This is a genomic window from Sphingobacterium gobiense, from assembly GCF_002980575.1.
GTDB lineage: Bacteria > Bacteroidota > Bacteroidia > Sphingobacteriales > Sphingobacteriaceae > Sphingobacterium > Sphingobacterium gobiense.
This window is the reverse complement of the sequence record NZ_PVBS01000005.1, coordinates 31,362-56,750: the sequence shown is the minus strand read 5'-3', so window position 1 is coordinate 56,750 and position 25,389 is coordinate 31,362. Positions and strand designations below refer to the sequence as shown.

Sequence of the window (25,389 nt, the reverse complement as noted above, 5' to 3'; positions counted from 1 at the left end):
TTAATTTAATATTTAGTATTGTTAACTCTATAAACTGTGCTGTTTTTTAGTTGCTCTTCGTTATATTTGTTAGCAATTATTTAATTTACATGGATTTATTTAATGTTTACCCCATAAACCCTATTAACATAGTAAGAGCAAAAGGGTCTATTGTATGGGACGCAGTAGGTACCGAATATCTCGACCTGTATGGTGGGCACGCTGTGATTTCGATTGGACATAGCCATCCACATTATGTTGAAGCACTCACGGCACAATTGAATAAAATCGGATTCTATTCAAATTCGGTAGAGATCCCGTTGCAGAAGCAGCTAGCACAAAAGCTGGGTGAGATGTCGGGCAAAGATGATTACACGTTGTTTCTTTGCAATTCAGGCGCCGAGGCGAATGAAAATGCTTTGAAATTGGCATCTTTCCATAACGGCCGAAAAAAGATTATTGCTTTCACTAAGTCTTTTCATGGACGTACTTCATTGGCCGTAGCTACGACGGATAACCCTGCTATTGTAGCTCCCGTAAATCAAACCGAAAATGTCGTATTTCTGCCTTTTAATGACGAAGAGGCCTTAACTCGTGCTTTCCAAGATTTCGGAGACGAAATAGCTGCTGTCATTATCGAGGGTATACAAGGTGTCGGGGGAATACGGGAGGCGTCGATTGCTTTTCTTCGGTTGATCCGTTCACTTTGTGATCAGTATGGAACGGTATTTATTGCGGATGCTGTACAATGCGGCTACGGTCGTACAGGTGATTTTTATTCGCAGGATTATGCAGGTGTAGATGCAGATATTTATTCGATGGCGAAAGGAATGGGGAATGGATTCCCGATTGGCGCAATCAGTATATCACCTAAATTCCAAGCATCTTTCGGTATGTTGGGAACCACTTTTGGGGGAAACCATCTTGCTTGTGCAGCGGCAATTGCCGTATTAGATGTGATGAAAGAGGAAGATTTACTGACAAATGCCCAAAATGTCGGAAACTATCTCATTAAGGAATTGAATAAGTTTGACAGAGTAAAAGAGGTAAGGGGGAGGGGGTTGATGATAGGTGTTGTGTTACCAGAAGAATTAGTAAGCGTTAAAAGAGATCTGTTGATAAAGAACAGAATTTTTACCGGAGAGGCGAAACCTAATATTATTCGAGTTTTACCTGCTTTGAATATAACGAGCGATATGGCAGATGCATTTTTGACTGCTCTTGACGAGCGATTGAAGGCAGTTTAATCGAATATTAACCGTCATTTCGACCATGGAGCGGAATGACCTTATTTTTTACATGGAAAGATGGAGAAATTTTTTTCAGTTGCTGATATTGACAATTTAGATTTGGTCGTGCAAGAAGCCTTGTCGCTAAAAGCCAATCCTTACAGTTGGCGGGAATTAGGAAAGAACAAAACATTGGGTTTAGTATTTTTGAACCCGAGTTTGCGTACGCGTTTGAGTACGCAAAAGGCGGCAATGAGTCTTGGTATGGACGTTATGGTCATCAATATGGATAAAGAAGGTTGGGCATTAGAAACCAAGGATGGTGTTATCATGAACGGAACAACAGTGGAGCATATCCGGGAGGCTGCCGCTGTGATGGGTGAGTATTGTGATATTTTAGGTCTACGCTCTTTCCCCAGTTTGAAAGATAAAGTAGCGGATTATACAGAGGAATTATTTAATAAATTTGTGAAATTTTGTGGGGTTCCGGTTGTTTCTTTAGAAAGTGCTACGCGTCATCCCTTACAAAGTTTAACGGATTTAATTACCATTATGGAATATAAAAAGATGGCCAGGCCCAAAGTGGTATTAGCTTGGGCACCTCATGTCAAAGCGTTGCCTCAAGCCGTTCCGAATTCCTTTTCGGAATGGATGTGCAAGGCACAGGAGCAAGGTCTGGTGGATTTTACTATTGCTCATCCTACCGGATATGAATTGAACGACGAGTTTACAGCAGGAGCACGTATAGTTGGCGATTTGGATGATGCTTTGACAGCGGCTGATTTTATCTATGTTAAAAACTGGTCTTCTTATCACGACTATGGACAGGTTCATCCGGTGGAGGGAGATTGGCTGATGACCAACAATAAATTGGCCTTGACGAATGATGCAAAAGTAATGCACTGTCTGCCTGTGCGACGAGATTTAGAACTGTCGTCGGAAATTCTTGATGGACCTAATTCTTTAGTCGTTAAAGAAGCTGGTAATCGTGTTTGGGCGGCCCAGGTGGTGTTAAAACGTATGTTGGAAAGTTTAAAAAAGTAAAAGTATCACGTTATCTATGAATAGTGGGTTGCATATTATTAAAATTGGGGGAAATGTCATTGATGATGATGCTCAGTTGCAGCGTTTCCTGGAGCAGTTTTCGGCTTTACGCGGTAAAAAAATACTAGTTCACGGAGGCGGGAAGATAGCCACGCGAATTGCAGCAGATTTAGGTATTGAGGCAAAATTGGTTGATGGCCGCCGTATTACGAATAAGCCCATGTTGGATGTAGTAACGATGGTGTATGCAGGATTAACCAATAAACACGTTGTTTCTTCTTTGCAAAAATTGGGATGCGATGCGCTAGGATTGTGCGGAGCAGATGGTAATACGATCAAAGCGATAAAGCGACCTGTTAGAGAGATTGATTACGGATATGTCGGAGACATTTTAGTGGACTCTGTTAACCCTCATAGTATAAAGAAATTTTTAGAAGCGGGGTTTACACCAGTGTTTTCGGCCATTACCCATAATGGTTTAGGACAATTACTAAATACTAATGCGGATACCATTGCCTCCGCATTAGCTGTTTCGTTAGCGAAGATATATGAAACGAAGTTAATTTACTGTTTTGAAAAAGATGGCGTGTTGCGTGATGTCAACGATTCGGATTCCGTCATCCAATCAATCAAAGCAGATGAATTCGAACAACTTAAAGCAACAAACGTAATTTACGAAGGCATGATCCCGAAGTTGGAAAATGCATTTGAGGCGCTTGGAAAAGGAGTGAAAAATGTATATATTGGTAATGCCTTAAACTTGTATAAATATCAACAGGGAGAATTTGGAACGTGTTTGTTGTCGAAATAGGCTAACTATCATGATTTATTTAAAATGAGCAAAATAACGATAATCGGTAGTGGAAATATCGGCCTTTCCCTTGCTAAAGGGCTTGTAAAATCGGGACAGTATGTGCAGGCTGATATAACGCTTACGCGAAGAAGCATTGCCAATCTACAAGAAGAAGCTGCGTTTGGGTTTCAGGTAAGCGATAACAATGCGCAGGCAGTTTTACGTGCTGAAATAGTGGTGTTGGCAATCTTGCCTCAACAACTTCGTAAAGTATTGGAAGAAGTGAAGGACACCGTACATGTTAGTCAGATTATTGTTTCGGTGGTGTCGGGTGTAAGTTGTGCTGATATTAAACAAGTGATTGGTGAGGATAAATTAGTGGTGCGTGCGATGCCAAATACAGCTATTGCCATTGGGCAATCTATGACTTGTATAGCGACCGATAGCGTCGCGGATGTAGAAATAAAGAAGGTAGAGCTGCTATTCGAAGCAGTGGGGGCTGTAGTTGTGATTCAAGAAGATCTCATGACGTCCGCAACAGCGCTTTGCGCATGCGGTATTGCTTTTTTCTTACGCGCTATCAGGGCGGCATCGCAAGGAGGGGTGGAAATAGGCTTCCATGCACATGATGCCTTAAAAATGGCTGTACAAACAGCTAAGGGCGCAGCAGATTTGTTATTACAGACGCAAAATCATCCAGAAGGAGAGATTGATAAGGTAACTTCGCCTAAAGGATGTACGATCGCGGGACTGAATGAGATGGAACACAACGGATTTAGTTCAGCCTTTATCAAGGGAATCAAACTGTCCGCAGAAAAGGCAGGGGGACTATATAATGAGTAGCGATATCTCCTATTTGATAGAAGAAGCAACTTCGCTATTGAAGCAATTGATCGCGTTGCCATCTTTTAGCAAAGAAGAAGACGACACAGCAGATTTGTTGTGTCGTTTTTTTCATGCAAGAGGGGTAGCTTATGAACGTACAGACAATAACGTATGGGCTTATAATAAATATACGGATGAAACGAAACCGTATATTCTCTTGAATTCTCATCATGATACAGTAAGACCCAATAGCGGTTATACAAAAGATCCGTTTGATCCCGTAGTGACGGAAGGTAAGCTGTTTGGTTTGGGAAGCAACGACGCCGGAGGATGTTTGGTATCGTTGATTGCAGCATTCCTATATTATTATGAGCGGGAAGATTTACAGTATAATCTCTGCTTGTTGGCATCTGCAGAGGAAGAGATTTCGGGAAGAAATGGTATTGAAGAAGCGATAACGCATATCAAGCCGATGGATTTTGCGATTGTTGGAGAACCCACCCAACTACAGATGGCTGTCGCAGAGAAAGGACTAATGGTCTTGGATTGTGAAGCCGTTGGTATTGCTGGACATGCCGCACGAGAGGAGGGCGAGAACGCAATATATAAAGCCATGGAGGCCATAGATTGGTTTCGTACATTTCAGTTTCCGAAGGTTTCATCATATTTAGGACCGGTAAAGATGACTGTTACCGTAGTGAATGGTGGTACACAGCACAATGTCGTTCCGGCATCTTGTACGTTCGTCGTCGATGTACGTACAACCGATGTTTATAGCAATCAACAGGTGCTAGACATCATTAAACAGTACGCTTCGGTAAGTGTGAATCCCCGCTCCACCAGGCTTAATCCTTCTACGATTGAATTGGAGCATCCTATTGTCCAATCAGGCATGCGTCTGGGAGCAAAGACATTTGGTAGCCCGACGATGAGTGATCAAGCTTTGTTGCCCATTCCATCTGTCAAAGTCGGCCCGGGAGATTCGGCACGGTCGCATGCTGCAGACGAGTATATATTTTTAGTAGAAATTGAGCAAGGCGTTGCCTTTTACGTTGATTTATTAAAAAATATATTATAAAAAACAGAAACGGGGCGAAATTTCGCCCCGTTTCTGTTTTTTATAAGGTGATTTGCCGTTTTATACTCTCTTCTAATGAGATTATGGTCTCTGTACGTTGAATTCCAGTGAGCGATTGGATATCCTCGTTCAGTACTTTACGTAAATGAGCGGTATCTCTACATACAATCTTGGCGAACATGCTATACTGCCCGGTACAATAATGCAGCTCGACCACCTCTTTTATGTCTTGTAGTTGTTTTACAGCATCTGTGTATTGGGATCCCTTCTCTAAATAAATACCTAAGAAAGCCGTAATGTCAAAACCTACCTTCTGAGGGTTTATAATAAGCTGAGAACCTTTGATTATTCCTAATTCTTCCATTTTTTTCATCCTTACATGGATGGTTCCTCCTGAAACTATTAGTTTTTTTGCTATTTCCGTGTACGGAATTGAAGCGTTTTCCATTAAAATAGACAATATTTGAATATCTAGGTTGTCTAAATCGTAATTTGAATACTTTTTATCCATAAAAATGGTGTTTTTTGTTAAAAAATTGCCTTTATTTTGAAATATATATAAAAATAAAATAAAATTTTCAGATATTTTGATGTATTTATATATTTGTAACAACAAAAGGAGATAAAAACAACTTTTGTTTTAAAATAGCATGTTACTTCCCTCAAAATAACATAGGTTTATAATTGGTTAGCGTAAGAAACTCCTCTCCCCGGGGAGTTTCTTCATTTGTATACGCACCGTTTCTTAAACCGTAGCTATTTGATTTTTTTTATTTTTGCAAAAATACTAAGTATTTTTGTATTATAATTTTATTTCTTCGTAAAATAACGGCTGTTTATTGTAAATGTGTTATTTCTGTTCTTGAATTGCGTTAGACTATAATTGTTTCTTCTTTTCTTTTAGTCAAAATTTCGTATTTTTCAAAAAATACTCCATAATGGAAGATGACGTTAAAATATCACGCAAAAAACCTATTTATCCGGTAGGTATAGGCTTGAACAAGTACCTTCGCATGTATCAGCGGGATACGAGGTTACCATTGGCATATAGCGAACTACTGAATTTTGGGGAAACTGCGCCGGTAATGGATAAATATGGGAACGATACCCTATGGGAAACACCGCTGTACCCTCCTCATGTACAAGATCAGTTATATGACGCATTAAAGGTAGTATATGCACAGCTCAAAGCTTCCGGCAATACACGTATTGTAGAACATAAAATCATAGACAGGATAGAATATTGTGCATTTGGAAATACAAAGCCCTTTCGGGTACGTATTATAAACCGCTTAAATGATGTATACGACTATTTTTATATCAAGCAGGCAGATGCCTCCCGGATATATGGGCTGGAGTTAGAAGAGATCCTTTCACCTAACCAAGTAAACTACCTTGTAGACCGTGATACGTTAGTCGAAGAACATATCGTTGGGATACCGGGCGATGTGTTTAGTAAATCTGGTATACATAATACAGAATATAATCAAACCCGTATTGCAAAAGAATTTGTTAAGTTTAATGAGCGTTGTATTATCTCCTTGCTTGGAGACATGCGAGCGTACAACTTTGTGATGCAGATTACACCGGATTTCGACGATTTTCAGTTTCGTATACGGGGCATTGATTTCGATCAGCAATTTTATGAAGGAAATCCAAGAGTGTACATGCCCCAGTATTTCAAGGAAAATCTTCCTTATGTTAAATTGGCTATGGAGCATTTAAACGAAAAGACCGTGTTACAGTATCAACAAGAAGAACGTTCCTCCATCGTGCACCGTGTACGTAGCGAACGTCATCGCATTAAAGACTTGCGGGATGCTTCGAAATTACAGGAGTTGTCTGCGCCAGAAAATATAGCAAAGTTACGAGAAGGATATAAAGCTTTTTATAATAATGAAGCTTATTTGGATTGTAAATCCATGACGGATATTGTAGAGCTCAATGTGAAGAATGTTATTCGGCAGGTGAAACTCTAGATTAGCGTAGTCTGCGTTGATTTTCTTTGGCGAAAGCCTCCCATCCCGAGTAGGCTTTTTTTTCCACTCCGCTATTTTGTTGGAACGCGTGGCATACGGCTACAGCTAACCCATCTGTCGCATCTAGGAATTCGGGTGTTTCTTTGAATTGCAGAACCGTTTTTAGCATAGCGGCCACCTGTTCTTTGCTGGCGCTGCCATTTCCGGTGACAGATTGTTTTATTTTACGTGGTGAATATTCAAAGATGGGGATGTCTACGCTCAGTGCAGCCGCCATAGCCACACCCTGCGCTCTTCCAAGTTTTAGCATGACTTGGATGTTTTTTCCATAAAAGGGTGCTTCCAGTGCCACACAATCGGGCTGGTATTCTTTTATCAGAGACATGGTTTTCTTAAAGATGCGCTGGAGTTTTAGTCCTTGGTCGTCTAAATGCCCCATTTTGACAACACCTAGGCTCAAAAGTGTTATCTTTTGCCCGGTTTGTTTAACTAGTCCATAGCCCATAACGACAGTTCCCGGGTCAATTCCCAAAATGATACGTTCTTTAGCCTTCTCCCTTTGCATGTTGCAATATTACGATTTTACATTAACTTTGCGGTCATCACATTAGAACATTGACGAAACAGCAAAAGAAATATCTAAATCTAGGAATTAAATTGACCATCGTTGGATTGGCGACCTGGTTCATTGTTTCGAAGGTTAATAATCAACAGAACCTCCGCGAATTCAACGCACTACTACAAAATATCGGTCCATGGACGGTACGCGCAACGCTGGTTGTAGTCGTGCTGATGATGTTGCTGAATTGGGCCATAGAAGTTGTTAAATGGAAATATCTCAGTCGACGGGTTGAGGTAATTAGCTGGTGGAAAGCTATAAAATCCGTCTTTTGTGGTCTTACGTGGGCTATATTTACACCGAATAGGATTGGTGAGTATGGAGGTCGTATACTTCTTCTAAAACCACGTAACAGAGCAAGAGGTGCAATAGCAATGGGTGTGGGCCTCTTTGCACAGTTGGTTCTCACTAGTGTATTTGGCTCTTTGAGTATCGCTTGGTTTGTAGCCACTTATTTACCGACACCGGATAGTGTCAAATTTGGCGTTTGGTTGTTAGCTATAATTTATGCAGTGGCATTTGTTGTGCTCTATTTCAACGTGCATTGGGTAGATTATCTGGTTGGTAAATTTATATTTTTACGGAAGATAAAGCCATTTTTCTCCATACTGGAAGATTTCACTACGCGGGAACTTTTGCGTGTCTTGCTGCTTTCGTTAGCGCGCTTTGCTATATTTACTTCGCAATATGTCGTGTTGATGTTAGTCTTTTTACCTGAGTTGCCATTTGTGTCGATGGTGTTGATGATTTTCATCTTGTTTTTTGTTCAATCTGCCGTTCCGTCGCTCGATATTTTCGATTTTAGTGTGCGTAGTTTTGTTGCAAGTAATTTGTATAGTTATATTACGACGCAGGAAATAGCTGTTATGGCGATTGTTTCTTGTATCTGGTTTGTCAACCTTATCCTGCCCGCTATTATGGGGTCTGTATTTGTTTTAAATGTAAATTATGTGGGTGACAACAAGTCTTGATATATTTCTCGTTATTATGACGGTGGTGTATGTCGTGTTAGTATTTTATATGTTGCGTGGATGGATGCAGGTTCCTTATTTTAAACCGAAGCAGACATCAGTTCATACATCTGTTTCGGTATTAATTGCCGCCCGTAATGAAGAAGACAATATAGCGCGTACGCTAAATTGTATTGTCCATCAAGACTATCCAAAAGAACTTTTGCAAATTATTGTTGTGGATGATCATTCTACTGACAATACGGCTGCAATCGTTGCGTCCTATGCTTCAAGAGGTGTTACCTTGCTGCAATTGAATGAAGGAGATAAATTAAATTCTTACAAAAAACTGGCTATTAGCCGAGCCATAGCACAAGCTTCCGGTGAAATAATTGTTACTACAGATGCAGATTGCCGAATGGATACAGGGTGGCTACGTACGGTCGTAGGCTATTTTGAGGAATCGGGGGCTTATATGGTTTCATCGCCTGTGGCTTACTCCGAAGAGAAAAGCTATTTTGAACGTCTTCAAACGTTAGAGTTTCTGTATCTTATCGGTTTGGGAGCCGCCGGTATTGGGAATAAGAACCCAACGACCTGCAATGGGGCAAATCTTGCTTACCGACGGGATCTATTCTACGAAATGGGTGGTTTTAACGGTATCGATAACCTTGCTTCCGGTGACGACGAGCTGTTTTTACATAAAGTAGCGGAAAAATACGCGGAAAAGATAGGGTTCTGTAAAAGAAAAGACGCTATTGTATATACCGATGCGAAAGCAACCCTTTCGTCCTTTATTAGCCAACGGCGGCGTTGGGCATCAAAAAGCACGAAATATAGGGACAAGCGGGTTGTCTGGTTAGGTGTCAGTATATGGTTGTTTAATTTGTCGTTAATTGCAAGCTTCGTACAATTTATTATTGATTTGCCGAATTTTAATGTGTTGTTTCTCGTGGCGTTTGGAATGAAGGTGCTTGCGGAATTGGCCTTTATTTATCCGCTTTGTGGTCTGGTAAACAGACATGCTTTGTTGGCCAATTTGTTCCCGTTGTCATTTATTCATGCTGTTTACCTTGTATATATAGGGGTAGCAGGCAATGTTGGAAAATACGATTGGAAGGGCAGAAAAGTCAATTAACTTAATTAAGCTTCTACTCTTTCTTTGATAATCTCTTCGGCTTTCTTTACAATCTCTTCCGCATTGAGCCCGGTCGTATCCAACGGACTTAATACTTCCCAACGCATGGAGGTGAATGGGCGTAACGGAAACATCCCATATTTTACCATTAAATAGGAGCCTTTAATAGCAACGGGAACAACAAGCGCTTCTGGATTTTTTTTCAGTAACGTAGCGATTCCGCCTACCGAAAAAGCTTTCATTTTACCTGTTTTTGTACGTGTTCCCTCCGGAAAAATAAAAGCCGACCACTTTTTGGTTTTCATATTGTTGGCTAACTTTAAGATTTCGGCAATGGATTGTTTAGGGTCTTTACGGTCTATGTTTGCTGCCCCACCATGCAGCAAATTATAAGAGATGCTCGGAATTCCCGCTTTGGCTAATTCCATTTTAGAAATGAATTTTCCATGGAACCGCCGTAAGAAATAAATCATCGGTGGGATATCAAACATGCTCTGGTGATTCGCGACAAAAATAATCTGTCTACCCGTCGGAATACTTTTGTTGTCTATAAACCGAGTCCGGTTAAATAAGGTGTAATTACAAGCTACCAGAAGGCCGTTCAAGAGGTCTACGCTTTTTTTGTGTGCAGCATATCCGCCAAGTTTTAGGCAAAGCCATTGAATAGGATGGAAAATTAGCAACGACAAAGCAAAGCAGATATAAAATAGGGGTGTAAGTATATAACCAAGTGTCTTTCTCATTTGACTAAAATTTTGCGAATTTACGATTATTAACGGGAAATCGGGAATAGAGCGCGGCGACGCTGACCTAAAGTCCTATTGCCTTAAAAGGAGGACAAAGTTAATTAATATTCCTTGTTTATAAATAATAATAAGTATATGTTTAAATATATTTATGTTTATTTTAATATAATTTATTTTTATATTTGAAAAAAGAAGGTGGTATGATGAAATTACCGACAATTTGCCCAAGTTGCGAGAATCAACTAGTAGTATCAAAACTGGTTTGTATGGATTGTGAAACGGAAGTTTCTGGTAAATATCATTTGCCAGTGCTCATGCAGTTAAGTGTTGAAGAACAGGAGTTTGTCTTACAGTTCCTAATAAATTCGGGAAGTCTGAAGGAAATGGCTAATCAAATGGGGAAGAGTTACCCGACGGTGCGGAACAAGCTTGATGATTTGATAAACAGGATAAAAATGCTTAAAAATGAAGAATAATCAAAACAGCGCTAAAATGCTTATCGGGACACAAAAGCCGGAAGAGGTAAACGAAGTATTAAAATTATACCGTCAAGTTAATCAAGAATAAAATATGAAGTATAATATGGAACGGCTGTTCTTAAACCCACTTAAAGATTACTCGGAGAAAAATCTATTATGGATAGATATGGTTGGTTTTTTAGTCGGGATAACAATTTCTTATTTTGGAAAAATTGTGTTTGATGGTATTATTCAAATATACATGGGCGCAACAAGTCTAACTGCTATTATATTAGGAAATCTGTCGAATATGGGAATTTTGACATTAGGAATGTTCATGCTCACGAAGGTCCTGTATAAAAAAACTCGTTTTGTTGATATATTAAACAATGTACTGATCGCTCGAATACCCATGTTATTTGCCGGTTTGTTAGTTGTTTGAATGGTAAAGCTGATTCCAATGGAAAAGGCAGCAGAAATTAATCTCGCTATGTCATTAGATCAATCGGACATGATGTGGATTGCCCTCTTAGCTATTTTCCTGCTGTTCATGATAGTTTATTTTTTCTATCTCCTTGTAGTCGGGATTCGGCATTCTATCAATAGTAAGAAATTTGGGCATGGTTTTTTGATAGTAATTGCGGTGTTCGTATTGGACGGCATGGCATTATTGGTATATAGAGGACTTTTTATATGAAATATTATATTTTTATAATAGTATTGCTTCAATCCTGTTTGGGGTATGGTCAAAAATTTGTGGGATCTTGGCAGGGGGAACTAAAGGTACAGGGTGTTGCACTACCGCTCGTTTTCCATTTGGAGAACACCTCGGCATGGAAAGGAACGATGGAGAGCCCGGCGCAGGGAGATGCTAAACTTCCTATCAGTGCAATCCATATTCAACAGGATTCCATATCGATAGCTGTTGCCGCCATTGGCTTAACCTACAAAGGTAAGATGTTAACAAATGAACATATTGAAGGCGTCGTGTCCCAAAAAAGTATGACATTCCCTATGCGCCTATCAAAAACTGGTCAGACGCTAGCAAAACGACGAAGACCACAACTGCCCGAGCCACCGTATAATTATGACACATTAGATGTGGCGTTTTCCAGCGAATACGATAATGTTAAGCTGGCGGGAACCGTAACGACCCCTCGTGAAGGCGAAAAATTACCCGCTGTTGTCCTGGTTAGTGGGAGCGGTCCGCAGGATCGAGACGAGACAATCATGGGGCATAAACCTTTTAAAGTAATAGCCGATTATCTGACAAGGCAAGGTATTGTCGTGTTGCGGTATGACGAACGTGGCATCGGCGCTTCTACTGGAAATTATCCTAAAAGTACCATTGGTGATTTTAGCCGTGATGTCATTGCTGCGATAGGATTTTTGCAAAAGCAAGAAAGAGTAGACCCCACGCGAGTGGGGATTATTGGGCATAGTGAGGGGGCGCTTATTGCAGAACTGATTGCCGGAGAATCTTCCGCCGATGTCGGATTTATAGGGCTTTTGGGAGCACCCGCGATACCCATTGATTCATTGATGGTGTTGCAGGCCTATGAAATCGGGAAAGTTATGGGGATGTCTGCTGAAGAACTTCGGGACGCGAAAGAAGTGAACCGTCGAAATTTCGCAGCGGTAAAAAGTGATTTGGGTGATGAGCATGCGTACCGCCAGATTTTGGAAAATATGTCATCGCCGTTACCTAATCTTTCCAATAACCAAAAGAACGAAATAAAAATGATGGTACTACCGGCCTATCGTTATTTTATGCGCATTGATCCCGTTCCGTTCATTAAAAGAATCGACGTTCCGGTATTTGCTGCTTTTGGAACAAAAGACGTGCAGGTACCTTTTGCACCTAATTTAGAAAGTTTAACTGATCACTTACCGAGAAATGAAAAGAACTTTCTAAAAGCGTACGACGGATTGAATCACCTCTTTCAAAAAGCTGAAACAGGTGCCGTTTCGGAATATATTGATATCGAAGAAACTTTTAATGAACAGGTGCTATCGGATTTGGCGCAGTGGATTAACAACCTGTAGAAACGTATGGAAGTATTCCTATGGGGTTGTGTTTGAAACCGGTAATATTTTTCCGTTATAGTATTTATGCCCGTTTTGCGCAAAATCGGCTATATAACGTCCCATTTCAAAAGCGAGCGTGCCTGCTTCTATACCGGGAAAGGCTTCTTCAAACATCTCGGTCTGCGAAGAGCCTAATGCGAGACAATTCACTTTGATGTTCCGTTCTTTAAATTCCTCTGCCAGGCATTCTGTCAATGTAGCCAATGCCCCTTTACTTGTGGAATAAGCAGAAAGACCCGCGAATTTAGAAGAACCTTGGAAGCCACCCATACTGCCTATATTGACAATGTGTCCTCCATTTTTCATTAACGGAGTGACGTGTTTGATCATGTTGATATGTCCCAGCAAATTGGTTTGCAATATTTGAGCAAAATCGGCTAATGAGGTATCTAGAAATGACTTATTAATCAACATCCCCGCATTGTTCACTAAAATATCTACGGTTTCGAACTTCGATTGGATAAAAGGAACTAAAGAATCGGAGTAGTTGTCGTACACAATGTCGAATTGAGCAGGGTAAAGCTTTCCTCCCTCTGGGTTGAGTGAAGTAGAAATTTCATGGAGTTTTCGTAACTTATCTGCAGAGCGAGCCAATGCAATAACACTGTTTTCCTTGTTTGCGGTTAAGTCTAAAACTGCCTCAAAACCGATTCCACTACTTGCTCCTGTAATAATAATATTTGCCATAGTATTTATTCTTCGTTTTCTAATTCTTCTTCTACTTCTTCTGCAGATGGTAATTTCTTGATGCCCAAACGTTGCGGCCTCAAGATATAATAAAGACCTGAGGATGCCACGAGCAGTGAAATAATATAAAAAAGTAAACTCACTAAAACCGCTAGGTGTGGGTCAAGCTGAAAATATTCTGCGCCAAATGCCATGAGCGATTCGCGTAAACCCGCTCCGCCAAGTATGGACGGTACAATAGCAACTAACGACGATACCAAAAAAATTAGTAGATAAGGAGAGAACTTACCATCGAATCCCAGTGCATATAAGATAGCAATGGCGCTTAAAGTCTGAAAGCTTTGCACAGCAAGTGCTTTGATATGAGTGATGATGAATTTTGATAAAAATTCTTTGAAAAATAGTTGTAAAAAATAAAGGTAAGTCGCTGTGCCTATTATAAGTACGCTAATAGTAACCACATTCGGTATAGAGAGTCGAGGCATAAATATGATAAGGCATCCAGTAATAATCGATAATGCCCACAAACCGCTTAGCCGATCAAAGAATACCGCGGTCAATACTCTTCTTCCCCTGATGGCATAATGCTTTTTCAGAAAATATATTTTGTAGCCATCTCCTCCGATACCTCCAGGTAAGAAAAAGTTGTAGAGTAAACCGACCTGATACAGCCTTAGATTATAACGTTCACTGATATGCAATCCAATAACTTTTAAAAAGCTGTTTAATCGGGATGACGCCATTAGTTGTGATGCAGCATATGACAATAAGCCCAGAAAGAGGTAAAGCGGATTGCACTTTTCTAATGCGCTTCTGAGCTCGGTAAACGATATCTTTTGAGAAACCCAATAGATCGCTGCTACTGTAATGAGTATCTTAAAGATGTTTTTAATATATGTCCAGAATTTATTTTTCTTCATATTACAAGCCTATGGACACGGATAATGAAAGATGCCATCATCATTACAAAATGGATAAAATACGTGTGTAGAATAAGATAAGATATAAGCATACAAAGATGCCGGTCAATGAAAACAGCCAGTTATATTCAATTTTTGTGTATCTATCCTTTAAAACCGGTATTAAGAGCGCTATAAACACCAAAAGCAATAAGACTGGAAATAGGACCGCCCAACGGTGGGGAAAGAAAACCCGTTGCGACATTACCTCAGGATTCGTGAAATAGACGACTATAGGAAACGCAATAAGGATAATGGTAATCCGCAAGATGGCTTTTGCAACAATTTTGCTTATGGTATGATTTTTGGGTGAATCCATTCCATGCAAAGTTATTATATTTCCGTTAAAAAAAAGGCCTTGATGGCTGCGGAGGTTCAAAACAAACTCATTTTATATGTGCACGCAATTATATTGCATATAAAAATGAAATTATCTAAGTTTGCGAATATACTCCATTAAGAAAACTAATTTTTATATTATGCAAAAACATATCTTATCCGCTTGTACAATCTTTACCTTGGTGATGCTCTTGGTATCATGTGGTGCTCAGAGAAAATCTTCTGCCGGAGGCGGTGGTTCATCTTTAGGTAATGACGGTCCATCTGCTCGCGAATGGCGAAATGGCTTAAAAGGTAAATGGGTATTAAATTCGGTAGACCGAGAAGATATCCCCGCTGCTTATACGATTAAAAACATTTTTGATGAAGCACCGGTTGATTGTTTTATCGGCAGTGTATGGACTCTACCAGGTGGGAACTACCAAGGAAGTATTGCTTTCAACGCGTCTGGAACACTATGTGCGGATGGTGCGGTACGCAACATGGTATGGTCGGTATACGATATACCGAATGATAACTTACATCCCCAGTTCCAATTTAAAAAGATATATTCGGGTGAGAAAGCCAGAAATGTTACGACAGGTTATCGTTTGGATCTTTCTTACTCCGACGGACAATCTTTGGTAATGCGTATGCCCATCCCATTGGATAATGGAACAGGTAATCTCGTGTTTAATTTCTCGCGCGTACAAGACTAAGGAGTGACGAGTGGATACAAACAAAACCAAAATAGCTTTAATTACCGGAGTCACGGGTCAGGACGGAGCTTATTTAGCTGAATTTCTATTAAAAAAGGGCTATGTTGTCCATGGCTTGAAGAGACGTTCTTCTCTATTCAATACGGACCGTATCGATCATCTTTATCAAGATCCACATGCAAACAAACGTAATTTTATTTTGCATCATGGCGATTTAACAGATTCGAGTAATTTGATTCGGGTTATTCAGGAAACTCAGCCGGATGAAATATATAATTTAGCTGCGCAATCCCATGTTAAGGTGAGTTTTGATACACCAGAATATACAGCAAATGCAGACGGCGTTGGCGCCCTTCGGATTCTGGACGCTGTTCGTTTATTAGGGCTGACTAAAAAAACAAAAGTATATCAGGCATCTACATCGGAGCTATATGGTTTGGTACAGGAAGTTCCGCAGAGCGAAATGACACCGTTTTACCCGCGCAGCCCTTATGCAGTTGCCAAGTTATACGGTTATTGGATTACCGTAAACTATCGCGAAGCATACGACATGTTTGCTTGCAACGGTATCCTGTTTAACCACGAAAGCCCAGTGCGCGGAGAAACGTTCGTCACGCGTAAGATAACACGGGCAGTGGCTAAAATAGCGTTGGGTTTACAAAATAAATTATTTTTAGGTAATCTATCGGCGCAACGGGATTGGGGCCATGCTAAGGACTATGTGGAAGCTATGTGGTTAATTCTGCAACAGGAGCAACCGGAAGACTATGTTATCGCGACAGGTATAACCACTACGGTTAGGGATTTCGTACGCATGGCTTTTGCAGAAGTAGGAATAGAGATCGAGTTTAGCGGTAAAGATGTAATGGAAAAAGGTGTAGTTATCGATCGTGACGAAGAAATATTGAACCGATTGAAGATTCCTATCGAACATGTGAAATTAGGGCAGACTGTTGTGAAAGTCGACCCACAATATTTTCGTCCAACAGAGGTGGATTTATTAGTTGGTGACCCGACTAAAGCAAAAAATAAACTCGGCTGGATCCCAAAATACACTTTGCCTATGTTGGTCAAAGAGATGGTAGACAGTGATTTACAGTTGATGCGTAAAGAAGAGTACTTGAGAAAAGGAGGATTCACCATTCTGAACTATTTTGAATAAATGCACGGTTATTGGCGAAGCGTTAATTGGAATAGTTTTTGTTATATTAATGAAATAATAATGATTTACGGCATTTTATGTGAAAAAGAGAATGTACAAACAACAAGATATGGATAAAATGGATGCGACGCTTGACGCACCCAGCAAATATTCAGAAGAGCCGTCTAAAAGAAGTAACCCGAAGATTTATTTTTTCATTATAGCGATTGCAGCATTGCTTGCAACCAATGTTTATTTTTATGTAAAGTTCAAATCGTCTGGAGAGAAACTCTACACGGTGGCTATTCAGAAACAGGACTTACAGATCGAGATTGACCGTATTGAGGCGGAATTGGATAATCTTGTCTCGGTAAAGGTAGCTGGAGTAGATTCGACGGTGCAGGCCTCCGAAATGCGTGCGAGAGAGGCTATTAGTGAACTACGGGCCAAGCTTGAAAATCAAACTATTTCAGAGGAAGATATGCTATTAGCAACAAGAGAGGTCGCGCGATTAAAGGGAGATGTGTCTGGATTACGCCTTGCGCTTAACGAGTTAAAAGTTAGAAATGAGATTCTTCAAAAAGAAAATCAAACGCTTTCCAGACAGGTTTCTACTACTGACAAGAAGGTGACTGCGCTATCTCAAGAGAATACGGAGTTAAAGGATCAAGTCAATATTGCATCGGCTTTAAAAGTTTCCAATATTCAGGTAAATGGAATTTCCGTATCAAAAAAGGAGAAAATCGAGACAGAATCCCGCGCTCGCCGAGTAGATCGATTACAAGTGCTGTTCTCTATTGCGGATAACACGTTAACAACAAAAGGGAATAAAGAAGTGTTTGTTCGTGTTATTGACCCATCAGGCAATTTGTTCGGTGATGCTAATAATATATTTTATGTGCACGGCGAAAAACTACAGTATACATTCAAGGAAACCATTGATTTTACTAACAATGGTGAAGAGTATCAGTTCCTTTGGGTACAAGATAAATTTAAAAAAGGGGCATATACGGTTTTACTATATAATGATAATGCAATTATGGGACGCGCTAGCGTCGTACTGAAATAAGACAGAAGAGGATACAAAAACGTATAAAAAAGCCTAACCTGTATAAACAGGTAGTGTTATAATAAATGTTGTCCCTGTATTCGTTTGAGTCATAAATTCGATCTTTCCTCCAATTCCCGTTACCGTTTGCTTTACAAAAGCTAATCCTAATCCTGTTCCCGAGCTTTTTGTCGTAAAATTAGGTTTAAATATTTTCGGAATAACATCTTGAGGAATACCGAAGCCGTTATCCTGAATCAGGATTTCTACCCAATTTGCGTCCGAATAACGTAAAATAACATTAATTTTGATTTTTTTTCTCCCTAGGCTCCCCTCTATTGCATTTTTAAATAGATTGTTGAACGACCGGAGGAATTGATCGCGGTCTCCGAGTACAAACACCGATTTGTCCGGCGTTTCGTTGATCAACGTAATCGTCGTATTTCCGGTGTTACTAAAGAGATTGATAGCCTTTCGAATTTTTTCAACAAGGTCGATTTTTTCAATATTTGTTTCCGGTAATTTAGCAAAAGCAGAAAACTCCGTTGCGATTTTGGAAAGAATGTCAATCTGTTCAATAATAGAAGTGGATATGCGTTGAAACCGTTCTTTAAAACGTGGGTCATTTTCTTGATAAGAGCGTGTCAGTTGCTGCATACCTAATTTCATCGGTGTAAGCGGGTTTTTAATCTCATGTGCCACTTGTTTTGCCATTTCGCGCCAAGCAGTTTCCCGCTCCACATCCCGCAACTGTTTGGCGCTCTCTTCTAGTTTAATCAACATGAGATTATATTCCTTAATGAGCATTCCAATTTCGTCATTCTTATCCCAATATAGGGGCTCGTTTATTTTGTTCGATAGCTGCGTTTCAGCCAATTTCATCCGTACAATATCTAGCGGTTTGGTTATTTTCCGAGAAAGCGTTACGGCGATAAATCCAAATAAAATAATAATGAAGGTATAGATATTTAAAATCGTGTTTAGCAATAGATTTTTATTGTTTGCGGCGTCTTTTTCGGTAGTATAGTACGGTATATTTAAATAAGCAGCTGTTGTGTAGTCTTCGTATTTGATAGTGGCATAGACCGAAGAGAACCAGAAATTGGAGATACGTTCGCGTTCATAAGCTTCGGATTTTCGCAACACAGAGAGTTTATTTAACGCCACAGGATTCATAAATTCTGATATAAGCTTGAGATCAAAAATACGTTGCTGTGAGGAATAAAGTAGTTTTCCAGATTTATCGTATAAGTTGAAGTTAGTCATGGTGGAAGGGGCCATCTCTTTGAGCATATCCGCGATTTTCTCATTAAATCCTTCGCGGGTTTGGCTGCTAGCCATATGATTTTCAATTTTTTTGGTGATTTCCGCAATCTCCTTTAATCGGTTATTGGTTGTTGTTTCTTCCAGCTGTCTATTTAAGCTTATAAAGGCAACCGCTCCGGATATCAACGTTCCCAGCAGAACGGATATGCTAACCAATGCCTGAATCCGTGTACTATACTGGATATTGTTGAGTAATATACGAAAATGGTATTGGATTCTATTCCATCGAAAAGATATGCTGGAAAAGGTACTGATAAGGTAATTAGTGAGATTAAATAGACCGAAAAAGATCAGTAAGAGAATAAAGATAATGGATGCTAAAGCGAGGTATTCCCAAAAAGAGGCCTTTTGTGTACTTAAAATAATGGTGGTATATTGATCTGGTTTATAGGCGAGATGATAATAATTGTCCTTTTCCTCCAGGCTCATATATTCCCTTAGTTTACTTGGAATGCTTAGATCATTCTCGGTATAGTTGTAGTTCCCGTATTGTGTAACTAGATTATTTCCCTTATACAACGCATAGGAATTGTCCTCAAAGGAATCAAACTGCCATGCCGTAGTGTTGTTATCTGTTAATACCTCCGGATACGGAAGTGATGTGCTGTAGGACAGATTTTTTAGATTGATATATATATGGTGAAACTTGTCGGGGTTGTCCTCATAAGGAATCGAAAGATGGGTAAAGTATTCGTGGGTCCCCAGTTCGCTACGTAAGCGGTAAAAGTTCGTTGTGAACGGAATTTTGATGGCGGTCTTGATTACATTTTCCCGATATTCTGTAGGCTTATCCACGGTGTAGTTCTCCAGAGGTATCCCTTCGTTGTCATAATAGAAAGCTTGAAATTCAAATCTTGATAAATATCCGCTCATATATCTTGTTTTGATATAGTCGGTTATGTAGGGAATATCGGGAACGCTATCATGCAGACTAAAGAGCTTACTTAATCTATAATCGTTTATAATATTCTTCTCGAGGTCAGTAAACAATGAAACTGCGTTTACATCGTCCTCGGCTAAGAGATAAGAAATAGCTTGTTCCATTCTGTTTATTTTTTTTATCTCGTTGTAATGGTTGTAGGAGATGACCGAAATGGACGAAAATAACAGTATGGTTAAAATAAAGGTAGAGAGCTGGTAAGGTGATGAAAAATGATAAGCTTTGTATGTCCGGAGGAAAACTAAGATGCCAAAGAGGATGCCGAAGAGAATATTAAAGCCAATAAGAGCTGTAGCGATAAGGGCAAAAACCAAACAAACCAACTCAATATTTAGTATGATAGTGATGTTATTGAGTAGTTGACGTACCATCTGTACGATGCGATCGATATACAATACCAATGTGAGCACGTTTATACAAAATAGCAAGATACACAGCCAACCATAGAAGCCGAGATTTAGTATTTTCGTAAAGTCATTTTCGTAAATTGGAGAGTGTGTGAGAAGTGTGCCTAGAAAATAATAGATTACCTGACCAAAGAAATAAATAGAGAAAATACCGATGATGGAAATGCCTATAGCATAATTTTTTTTGGATAAAAAAGTAGGAACCCGAAGATACTTTTGAATGGACATAATAAAACACATAAACCAAAACATAGCACATGTGGTTATAAAAAAAGACCAGATGTTTGGCAGGAATTGGTTATAGGCGTAATGTTTGGGGTCAAATAGTTCCAAACTGGAATGAATGAACAGCCAGTTAGATTTTAAATCTAAATATCGTACGGCAACCAAGATGCTTACAAATAAAATAATTCCTAGCCACGTTTCCCCTTTCTTAGCTAAATAGACTGCTATACTATTGGTTAATATAAGTAAACACACGAGCGCGGTCACCCAACAAAAGAATTGTAAGTTGATGTATAGGTTGTCTTTCTTTCCTTCAATTAACTTGACTGAAAATAGATAACCGCCGTCTTTACTATAAATATTACGTATGTTTTTATTATCGTCATACTGTGCGATTTCAAGATTGTTAACACCAATAGTAGAAAGAAAATTATTGTTCAAAAATTGGTTTGTGTTCTCAAAATTCCGCTTTATAGGAACCAAAGCAAGTATCGAAATGCCGTTAGTTAGTTCTTTCTTTTTTGCTAGAAAGGAACGGTTTTCTGTTTGAATAACTGAAGTATTCCTACGTAATCCCACATCACTAAATGGGACATATATATTCGTTGACCAGTGGATAATCTGGTTGTCCCTGTATATATTAACGTAAATGTGTTCTTGAGTAAGCTCCGTCGTTATGTTTGTCAGCTGCACCGGATATTTATCGGCGTGCTGAAACGTTTTGATGATGAGGCTATCCCCCAATAGTTCATCAATTCTGTCCTCATACCAATGGATTTTTCGAGTAAGTTTTTTTTCATCCAGTTCGAGCATATCCTCATCAGTAATGGTGAAGTGTATGGTAAGCGCCGTTCCCATAAGGGATAACGTCAAAACCAAAAGTAAAAACCGAATTTTAGTAAGCATCTCTATTCTCCATACGATGAATGTAAATATAAAAAAAAGTCCCCGTTATGCACGCATAACGGGGACACCTTGTTTTCTATAATTAAATATACTAAGAATGTGTATGAATATCTTCTTCACGGACAAACTTAGCTGTAAAATACTCACGATTCATCCGTGCTATGTTAGATAATTTGATGCCTTTAGGACATTCTGCTTCACATGCGCCCGTATTCGTACAATTGCCAAATCCTTCTGCATCCATTTGGTCAATCATCGCTTGTGCTCTTTCATAGCGTTCTGTTTGTCCCTGAGGTAGCAAAGCAAATTGGGAAATTTTGGCAGATACAAATAGCATAGCGGAAGCATTTTTACATGCTGCTACACAAGCACCACAACCGATACATGTTGCGGATTCAAAAGCCTCATCTGCAATGCGTTTTGGTACGGGGATAGCATTTGCGTCCGGAACTCCCCCTGTGTTAACATTTACGTAACCACCCGCCTGTTGAATACGATCAAAGGAAGTGCGATCTACCGCTAGGTCTTTCAGTACTGGAAATGCAGCGGCTCTCCACGGTTCGATGACGATGGTTTGTCCATCGTGGAACGAGCGCATATGCAATTGGCAAGTAGTGATGCCGTATTTAGGCCCGTGAGGACGACCGTTAATAACTAGTGAACACATACCGCAGATACCTTCACGACAGTCGTGATCGAAGTAAATAGGGTCTTCTCCCTTGTGTGTAAGATCTTCGTTTACTATATCAAGCATCTCTAAGAAAGACATATCGTCTGCAATATCCTTTGCTTGAATAGTAACAAATTTACCTTTGGTTTTATCATTTTTCTGACGCCAAACTTTCAGCGTTAAATTCATATGTTGTGCCATGATAATATATCCCCTATTTATAACTTCTTTGTGTTAATTTGACGTTTTCGAAAACCAACTCCTCTTTGTGTAGAACTTCAGCTTGATTTTCTCCTTTAAATTCCCAAGCAGCAACATACGTATAGTTTTCGTCATCGCGTTTTGCTTCTCCCTCTGCTGTCTGCGATTCAAGGCGGAAATGTCCTCCACACGACTCGCTGCGGTTTAATGCATCATCTACCATCAATTCACCTAATTCGAGAAAGTCTGCGACACGTCCGGCTTTTTCTAACGACATGTTGAGCTCTTCGTTTTCACCCAACACTTTCACGTCGGACCAAAATTCTTTTTTCAATTCCTGAATCAAACCTTTTGCTTTTGTCAAGCCTTCCGCCGTACGAGCCATACCACAGTATTCCCACATAATATTGCCCAACTTTTTATGAATGTCGTCTACGGTTTTAGAACCTTTAAGGCTTAATAAAGTATTTATTTTATCTTCTACTTCTTTACGGGTTTGTTCGAAAGCAGGATTATTTTTATCAACCGGAGCAAAGCTTCCTAAATTAGCTAAATAGTCACCCACTGTATACGGAATAACAAAATAACCATCAGATAAACCTTGCATAAGTGCAGATGCGCCTAAACGGTTCGCGCCGTGATCAGAGAAATTACATTCGCCTAGTGCGTACAAACCTGGTACGGTAGTCATTAAATTATAGTCCACCCACACCCCCCCCATGGTATAGTGCACCGCAGGGTAGATACGCATAGGTTGTTCGTACGGATTTTCGTCTGTAATTTGGTAATACATATCAAACAAGTTACCGTATTTAGCTTCTACTGTATCCTTACCTAAACGTTTGATGGCATCTGCAAAATCTAAGAATACAGCCACTCCGGACTTACCGACACCACGACCATCATCTACCATTTCTTTTGCGTTACGGGAGGCTACATCACGTGGTACTAGATTACCGAAGGATGGATATTTTCTTTCCAAAAAATAGTCCCGATCCTCTTCTTTAATATCTACAGGTTTTAGTTGCCCTTGACGTAGTTTTTCAGCAAGTTCCTGTGTCTTAGGAACCCAAACCCGTCCATCGTTACGAAGTGATTCAGACATCAATGTCAGTTTGGATTGATGATCGCCAGTTACCGGTATACAGGTAGGGTGAATTTGTGTATAACAAGGGTTGGCAAAGTAAGCACCGCGTTTATGGGCCCTCCAAGCGGCTGTGACGTTACAGCCCATAGCATTGGTGGATAGAAAGAATACATTTCCGTAACCTCCGGTACATAACAATACCGCATGCCCTTCATGTGCTTCTACTTTACCTGTTACCATGTCGCGTGTGATAATGCCACGTGCATGTCCGTCGATTTTTACCAGATCCAACATCTCATGACGTGTATAAGAAGTTACTTTTCCTTTTCTTATCTGACGGTTCAATGCAGAGTATGCACCTAACAACAATTGCTGTCCTGTTTGTCCACGAGCATAGAACGTACGGGATACCTGCGCTCCTCCAAAAGAACGGTTATCCAGTAATCCGCCGTATTCGCGTGCGAAAGGCACACCTTGTGCTACACATTGATCAATGATATTAACAGAGACCTCTGCTAAACGGTAAACGTTAGCTTCACGTGCACGATAGTCTCCTCCCTTTATAGTATCATAAAATAACCGATAAACGGAGTCACCATCATTTTGGTAATTTTTCGCAGCATTTATACCCCCTTGCGCAGCGATAGAGTGTGCACGGCGCGGAGAATCTTGATAACAGAATGTTTTGACGTTGTAACCAAGTTCCGCCAATGAAGCAGCTGCTGAAGCTCCCGCCAAACCGGTACCTACCACAATGATAGTGAATTTACGTTTGTTGGCTGGGTTGACCAGCTTCATATTGAATTTATGTTTTGACCATTTCTCGGCTAAAGGGCCTACAGGTACTTTCGAATCTAACATATTTTAAATACTTTATATTTAACAGATATGGATATATCCTAAATATTATTTAACGAAATAAAAATATAGCGGCATCAGTGCAAAACCAATTGGAATGATGATACCAAACACCCAAACACTTAAAAACTCAATAATGGGTACATATTTTCTATGAGAAACGCCCAACGTCTGGAATGCCGACTTGAACCCGTGGATTAAGTGAAAGGACAGGGCTGCCATGGCGATGACATAGAAGATGACTATTCCAATATTCTGGAAAGCAAAGTCAACTTGTTTGTAGAGATCACGTGCCTTTATGATTTCTACATTGTTTTCCGTTGTAACTTGATAATCGTTGAATTCCGTGGCTTGTATCTCCTGTGCAGTGGTGTTTCCTGTAGCCAAGTCCGTGCGATATTCTACATAAGGGACTTGATCATTGTGATATTTCCACCAGAAGTTGTACATGTGTGTGGCTAGGAAAACCAAGATGATTGTTCCCAAGATTCCCATATTGCGGGAGTTCCACTTGCTATTTGCAGCGCCGTTGAACTGTGCGTAGCCAATCGGACGAGCAGCCTTGTTTTTCATCGTTAAGACTAAGGCATAAATAGCATGTAGAATAATAGAAGCGTAAAGTAAGTATGATACTACTTTAATAGGGGTGAAATGGGTCATGAAATACGCATATTGATTGAAAGCGTACCCCTCGTCATTGTTAAATAACTGCAAGTTACCAATCAAGTGAACGATCAGGAACGTACATAAAAAAATCCCCGTCAAGCTCATGATTAGTTTTCTTCCGAGTGAAGAACTTAAAACTGGCTTTGAATTACTCATTATCCTAGATGTTTATATATTATTTTCGCAAATCTATTTATTTGTTAACACAATTATGACAAAGTCGAAAGAAAACGAATAATTTAGAACGTTTCTAATCAAAAAGAGGTCATCCGCTTGGACAACCTCTTTTTGATGAAATTAAATTT

The 25,389-nt window shown here is 39.8% G+C and carries 24 protein-coding genes; 15 read left to right on the top strand and 9 right to left on the bottom strand.

The window, feature by feature from the left end:
- Nucleotides 1-89 precede the first annotated feature (89 nt).
- The 5 genes from C5749_RS17785 to C5749_RS17765 are packed head-to-tail and all read left to right on the top strand — an operon-like array spanning nt 90 to nt 4,948.
- Nucleotides 90-1,226 (top strand): aspartate aminotransferase family protein, encoded by a 1,137-nt coding sequence (locus C5749_RS17785; protein ID WP_105727581.1) that lies wholly within the window; start codon nt 90-92, stop codon nt 1,224-1,226.
- A 60-nt stretch (nt 1,227-1,286) separates the two neighbouring features.
- Complete coding sequence (locus tag C5749_RS17780) at nt 1,287-2,252, top strand: Rossmann-fold NAD(P)-binding domain-containing protein (RefSeq protein ID WP_105727580.1); 966 nt, start codon at nt 1,287-1,289, stop codon at nt 2,250-2,252.
- Nucleotides 2,253-2,268: 16 nt separating this feature from the next.
- The gene (gene argB, locus C5749_RS17775; protein WP_105727579.1) at nt 2,269-3,063 is read left to right on the top strand and encodes an acetylglutamate kinase; all 795 of its coding nucleotides are present in this window, start codon (nt 2,269-2,271) and stop codon (nt 3,061-3,063) included.
- Nucleotides 3,064-3,087: 24 nt separating this feature from the next.
- Nucleotides 3,088-3,888: a pyrroline-5-carboxylate reductase gene (gene proC, locus C5749_RS17770; RefSeq protein WP_105727578.1), complete on the top strand. Its 801-nt coding sequence runs from the start codon at nt 3,088-3,090 to the stop codon at nt 3,886-3,888.
- Nucleotides 3,881-4,948: a M20 family metallo-hydrolase gene (locus tag C5749_RS17765; RefSeq protein ID WP_105727577.1), complete on the top strand. Its 1,068-nt coding sequence runs from the start codon at nt 3,881-3,883 to the stop codon at nt 4,946-4,948. Before proC ends, C5749_RS17765 begins: the two co-directional genes overlap by 8 nt.
- A 40-nt stretch (nt 4,949-4,988) precedes the next feature.
- Here the strand turns inward: C5749_RS17765 and C5749_RS17760 are convergent, their stop codons facing one another.
- Nucleotides 4,989-5,459: an Lrp/AsnC ligand binding domain-containing protein gene (locus tag C5749_RS17760; protein ID WP_105727745.1), complete on the bottom strand. Its 471-nt coding sequence runs from the start codon at nt 5,457-5,459 to the stop codon at nt 4,989-4,991.
- A 427-nt stretch (nt 5,460-5,886) separates the two neighbouring features.
- Here C5749_RS17760 and C5749_RS17755 point away from each other — a divergent pair, with 427 nt between their 5' ends.
- Nucleotides 5,887-6,927 (top strand): hypothetical protein, encoded by a 1,041-nt coding sequence (locus C5749_RS17755; RefSeq protein ID WP_105727576.1) that lies wholly within the window; start codon nt 5,887-5,889, stop codon nt 6,925-6,927.
- A 1-nt stretch (nt 6,928) separates the two neighbouring features.
- Here the strand turns inward: C5749_RS17755 and ruvC are convergent, their stop codons facing one another.
- A complete protein-coding gene (ruvC, locus tag C5749_RS17750; RefSeq protein WP_105727575.1) occupies nt 6,929-7,492 on the bottom strand; it encodes a crossover junction endodeoxyribonuclease RuvC in 564 nt (187 codons plus the stop codon).
- A 50-nt stretch (nt 7,493-7,542) separates the two neighbouring features.
- Here ruvC and C5749_RS17745 point away from each other — a divergent pair, with 50 nt between their 5' ends.
- Together C5749_RS17745 and C5749_RS17740 are read left to right on the top strand one after the other, a co-directional pair.
- Nucleotides 7,543-8,517 (top strand): lysylphosphatidylglycerol synthase domain-containing protein, encoded by a 975-nt coding sequence (locus C5749_RS17745; RefSeq protein ID WP_105727574.1) that lies wholly within the window; start codon nt 7,543-7,545, stop codon nt 8,515-8,517.
- On the top strand, nt 8,495-9,634 hold the full coding sequence (locus C5749_RS17740; RefSeq protein WP_245893834.1) for a glycosyltransferase family 2 protein: 1,140 nt from the start codon (nt 8,495-8,497) through the stop codon (nt 9,632-9,634). Before C5749_RS17745 ends, C5749_RS17740 begins: the two co-directional genes overlap by 23 nt.
- Before the next feature lie 5 nt (nt 9,635-9,639).
- Here the strand turns inward: C5749_RS17740 and C5749_RS17735 are convergent, their stop codons facing one another.
- A complete protein-coding gene (locus tag C5749_RS17735) occupies nt 9,640-10,377 on the bottom strand; it encodes a lysophospholipid acyltransferase family protein (protein WP_105727573.1) in 738 nt (245 codons plus the stop codon).
- Between the two features lie 203 nt (nt 10,378-10,580).
- Between C5749_RS17735 and C5749_RS17730 the strand changes: the two genes are divergently transcribed.
- The 4 genes from C5749_RS17730 (at nt 10,581) to C5749_RS17715 (ending at nt 12,884) form a co-directional block, all read left to right on the top strand.
- A complete protein-coding gene (locus tag C5749_RS17730) occupies nt 10,581-10,856 on the top strand; it encodes a DUF2089 family protein (protein WP_105727572.1) in 276 nt (91 codons plus the stop codon).
- A 94-nt stretch (nt 10,857-10,950) separates the two neighbouring features.
- Complete coding sequence (locus C5749_RS17725) at nt 10,951-11,280, top strand: hypothetical protein (RefSeq protein ID WP_105727571.1); 330 nt, start codon at nt 10,951-10,953, stop codon at nt 11,278-11,280.
- 18 nt (nt 11,281-11,298) lie between these two features.
- Nucleotides 11,299-11,535, top strand: a complete 237-nt coding sequence (locus C5749_RS17720) for a hypothetical protein (protein WP_146113789.1) — start codon at nt 11,299-11,301, stop codon at nt 11,533-11,535.
- A complete protein-coding gene (locus tag C5749_RS17715; protein WP_105727569.1) occupies nt 11,532-12,884 on the top strand; it encodes an alpha/beta hydrolase family protein in 1,353 nt (450 codons plus the stop codon). The genes C5749_RS17720 and C5749_RS17715 overlap by 4 nt, the downstream gene beginning before the upstream one ends.
- An 18-nt stretch (nt 12,885-12,902) precedes the next feature.
- On the opposite strand, the gene C5749_RS17710 is transcribed toward C5749_RS17715, so the two are convergent.
- Together C5749_RS17710 and C5749_RS17705 are read right to left on the bottom strand one after the other, a co-directional pair.
- Complete coding sequence (locus C5749_RS17710; protein ID WP_105727568.1) at nt 12,903-13,613, bottom strand: SDR family NAD(P)-dependent oxidoreductase; 711 nt, start codon at nt 13,611-13,613, stop codon at nt 12,903-12,905.
- Nucleotides 13,614-13,618: 5 nt separating this feature from the next.
- Nucleotides 13,619-14,533, bottom strand: a complete 915-nt coding sequence (locus C5749_RS17705; RefSeq protein ID WP_105727567.1) for a lysylphosphatidylglycerol synthase transmembrane domain-containing protein — start codon at nt 14,531-14,533, stop codon at nt 13,619-13,621.
- A gap of 518 nt (nt 14,534-15,051) precedes the next feature.
- On the opposite strand from C5749_RS17705, the gene C5749_RS17695 reads away from it, so the two are divergent.
- From C5749_RS17695 to C5749_RS17685, 3 genes are all read left to right on the top strand, one after another.
- Nucleotides 15,052-15,609, top strand: a complete 558-nt coding sequence (locus C5749_RS17695) for a hypothetical protein (RefSeq protein ID WP_105727565.1) — start codon at nt 15,052-15,054, stop codon at nt 15,607-15,609.
- A gap of 10 nt (nt 15,610-15,619) precedes the next feature.
- On the top strand, nt 15,620-16,771 hold the full coding sequence (gene gmd, locus C5749_RS17690) for a GDP-mannose 4,6-dehydratase (protein ID WP_105727564.1): 1,152 nt from the start codon (nt 15,620-15,622) through the stop codon (nt 16,769-16,771).
- Nucleotides 16,772-16,862: 91 nt separating this feature from the next.
- Nucleotides 16,863-17,819, top strand: a complete 957-nt coding sequence (locus tag C5749_RS17685) for an ATG16 family protein (protein WP_245893830.1) — start codon at nt 16,863-16,865, stop codon at nt 17,817-17,819.
- 33 nt (nt 17,820-17,852) lie between these two features.
- Here the strand turns inward: C5749_RS17685 and C5749_RS17680 are convergent, their stop codons facing one another.
- From C5749_RS17680 to C5749_RS17665, 4 genes are all read right to left on the bottom strand, one after another.
- Nucleotides 17,853-21,602: an ATP-binding protein gene (locus C5749_RS17680; RefSeq protein ID WP_105727563.1), complete on the bottom strand. Its 3,750-nt coding sequence runs from the start codon at nt 21,600-21,602 to the stop codon at nt 17,853-17,855.
- Nucleotides 21,603-21,693: 91 nt separating this feature from the next.
- The gene (locus tag C5749_RS17675) at nt 21,694-22,473 is read right to left on the bottom strand and encodes a succinate dehydrogenase/fumarate reductase iron-sulfur subunit (protein ID WP_181151517.1); all 780 of its coding nucleotides are present in this window, start codon (nt 22,471-22,473) and stop codon (nt 21,694-21,696) included.
- Nucleotides 22,474-22,486: 13 nt separating this feature from the next.
- Nucleotides 22,487-24,421 carry a fumarate reductase/succinate dehydrogenase flavoprotein subunit gene (locus tag C5749_RS17670; protein ID WP_105727562.1) on the bottom strand — a complete coding sequence of 645 codons (1,935 nt, stop codon included), beginning with the start codon at nt 24,419-24,421 and terminating at the stop codon, nt 22,487-22,489.
- Nucleotides 24,422-24,466: 45 nt separating this feature from the next.
- Nucleotides 24,467-25,240, bottom strand: a complete 774-nt coding sequence (locus C5749_RS17665; protein ID WP_105727561.1) for a succinate dehydrogenase cytochrome b subunit — start codon at nt 25,238-25,240, stop codon at nt 24,467-24,469.
- Nucleotides 25,241-25,389: the final 149 nt, after the last annotated feature.

Coding starts and splice junctions, on each gene's coding strand:
- C5749_RS17785 (WP_105727581.1), top strand. CDS start 90: ATGGATTTATTTAATGTTTACCCCATAAACCCTATTAACATAGTAAGA.
- C5749_RS17780 (WP_105727580.1), top strand. CDS start 1,287: ATGGAGAAATTTTTTTCAGTTGCTGATATTGACAATTTAGATTTGGTC.
- argB (WP_105727579.1), top strand. CDS start 2,269: ATGAATAGTGGGTTGCATATTATTAAAATTGGGGGAAATGTCATTGAT.
- proC (WP_105727578.1), top strand. CDS start 3,088: ATGAGCAAAATAACGATAATCGGTAGTGGAAATATCGGCCTTTCCCTT.
- C5749_RS17765 (WP_105727577.1), top strand. CDS start 3,881: ATGAGTAGCGATATCTCCTATTTGATAGAAGAAGCAACTTCGCTATTG.
- C5749_RS17760 (WP_105727745.1), bottom strand. CDS start 5,459: ATGGATAAAAAGTATTCAAATTACGATTTAGACAACCTAGATATTCAA.
- C5749_RS17755 (WP_105727576.1), top strand. CDS start 5,887: ATGGAAGATGACGTTAAAATATCACGCAAAAAACCTATTTATCCGGTA.
- ruvC (WP_105727575.1), bottom strand. CDS start 7,492: ATGCAAAGGGAGAAGGCTAAAGAACGTATCATTTTGGGAATTGACCCG.
- C5749_RS17740 (WP_245893834.1), top strand. CDS start 8,495: ATGTGGGTGACAACAAGTCTTGATATATTTCTCGTTATTATGACGGTG.
- C5749_RS17735 (WP_105727573.1), bottom strand. CDS start 10,377: ATGAGAAAGACACTTGGTTATATACTTACACCCCTATTTTATATCTGC.
- C5749_RS17730 (WP_105727572.1), top strand. CDS start 10,581: ATGATGAAATTACCGACAATTTGCCCAAGTTGCGAGAATCAACTAGTA.
- C5749_RS17725 (WP_105727571.1), top strand. CDS start 10,951: ATGAAGTATAATATGGAACGGCTGTTCTTAAACCCACTTAAAGATTAC.
- C5749_RS17720 (WP_146113789.1), top strand. CDS start 11,299: ATGGAAAAGGCAGCAGAAATTAATCTCGCTATGTCATTAGATCAATCG.
- C5749_RS17715 (WP_105727569.1), top strand. CDS start 11,532: ATGAAATATTATATTTTTATAATAGTATTGCTTCAATCCTGTTTGGGG.
- C5749_RS17710 (WP_105727568.1), bottom strand. CDS start 13,613: ATGGCAAATATTATTATTACAGGAGCAAGTAGTGGAATCGGTTTTGAG.
- C5749_RS17705 (WP_105727567.1), bottom strand. CDS start 14,533: ATGAAGAAAAATAAATTCTGGACATATATTAAAAACATCTTTAAGATA.
- C5749_RS17695 (WP_105727565.1), top strand. CDS start 15,052: ATGCAAAAACATATCTTATCCGCTTGTACAATCTTTACCTTGGTGATG.
- C5749_RS17685 (WP_245893830.1), top strand. CDS start 16,863: ATGTACAAACAACAAGATATGGATAAAATGGATGCGACGCTTGACGCA.
- C5749_RS17680 (WP_105727563.1), bottom strand. CDS start 21,602: ATGCTTACTAAAATTCGGTTTTTACTTTTGGTTTTGACGTTATCCCTT.
- C5749_RS17675 (WP_181151517.1), bottom strand. CDS start 22,473: ATGGCACAACATATGAATTTAACGCTGAAAGTTTGGCGTCAGAAAAAT.
- C5749_RS17670 (WP_105727562.1), bottom strand. CDS start 24,421: ATGTTAGATTCGAAAGTACCTGTAGGCCCTTTAGCCGAGAAATGGTCA.
- C5749_RS17665 (WP_105727561.1), bottom strand. CDS start 25,240: ATGAGTAATTCAAAGCCAGTTTTAAGTTCTTCACTCGGAAGAAAACTA.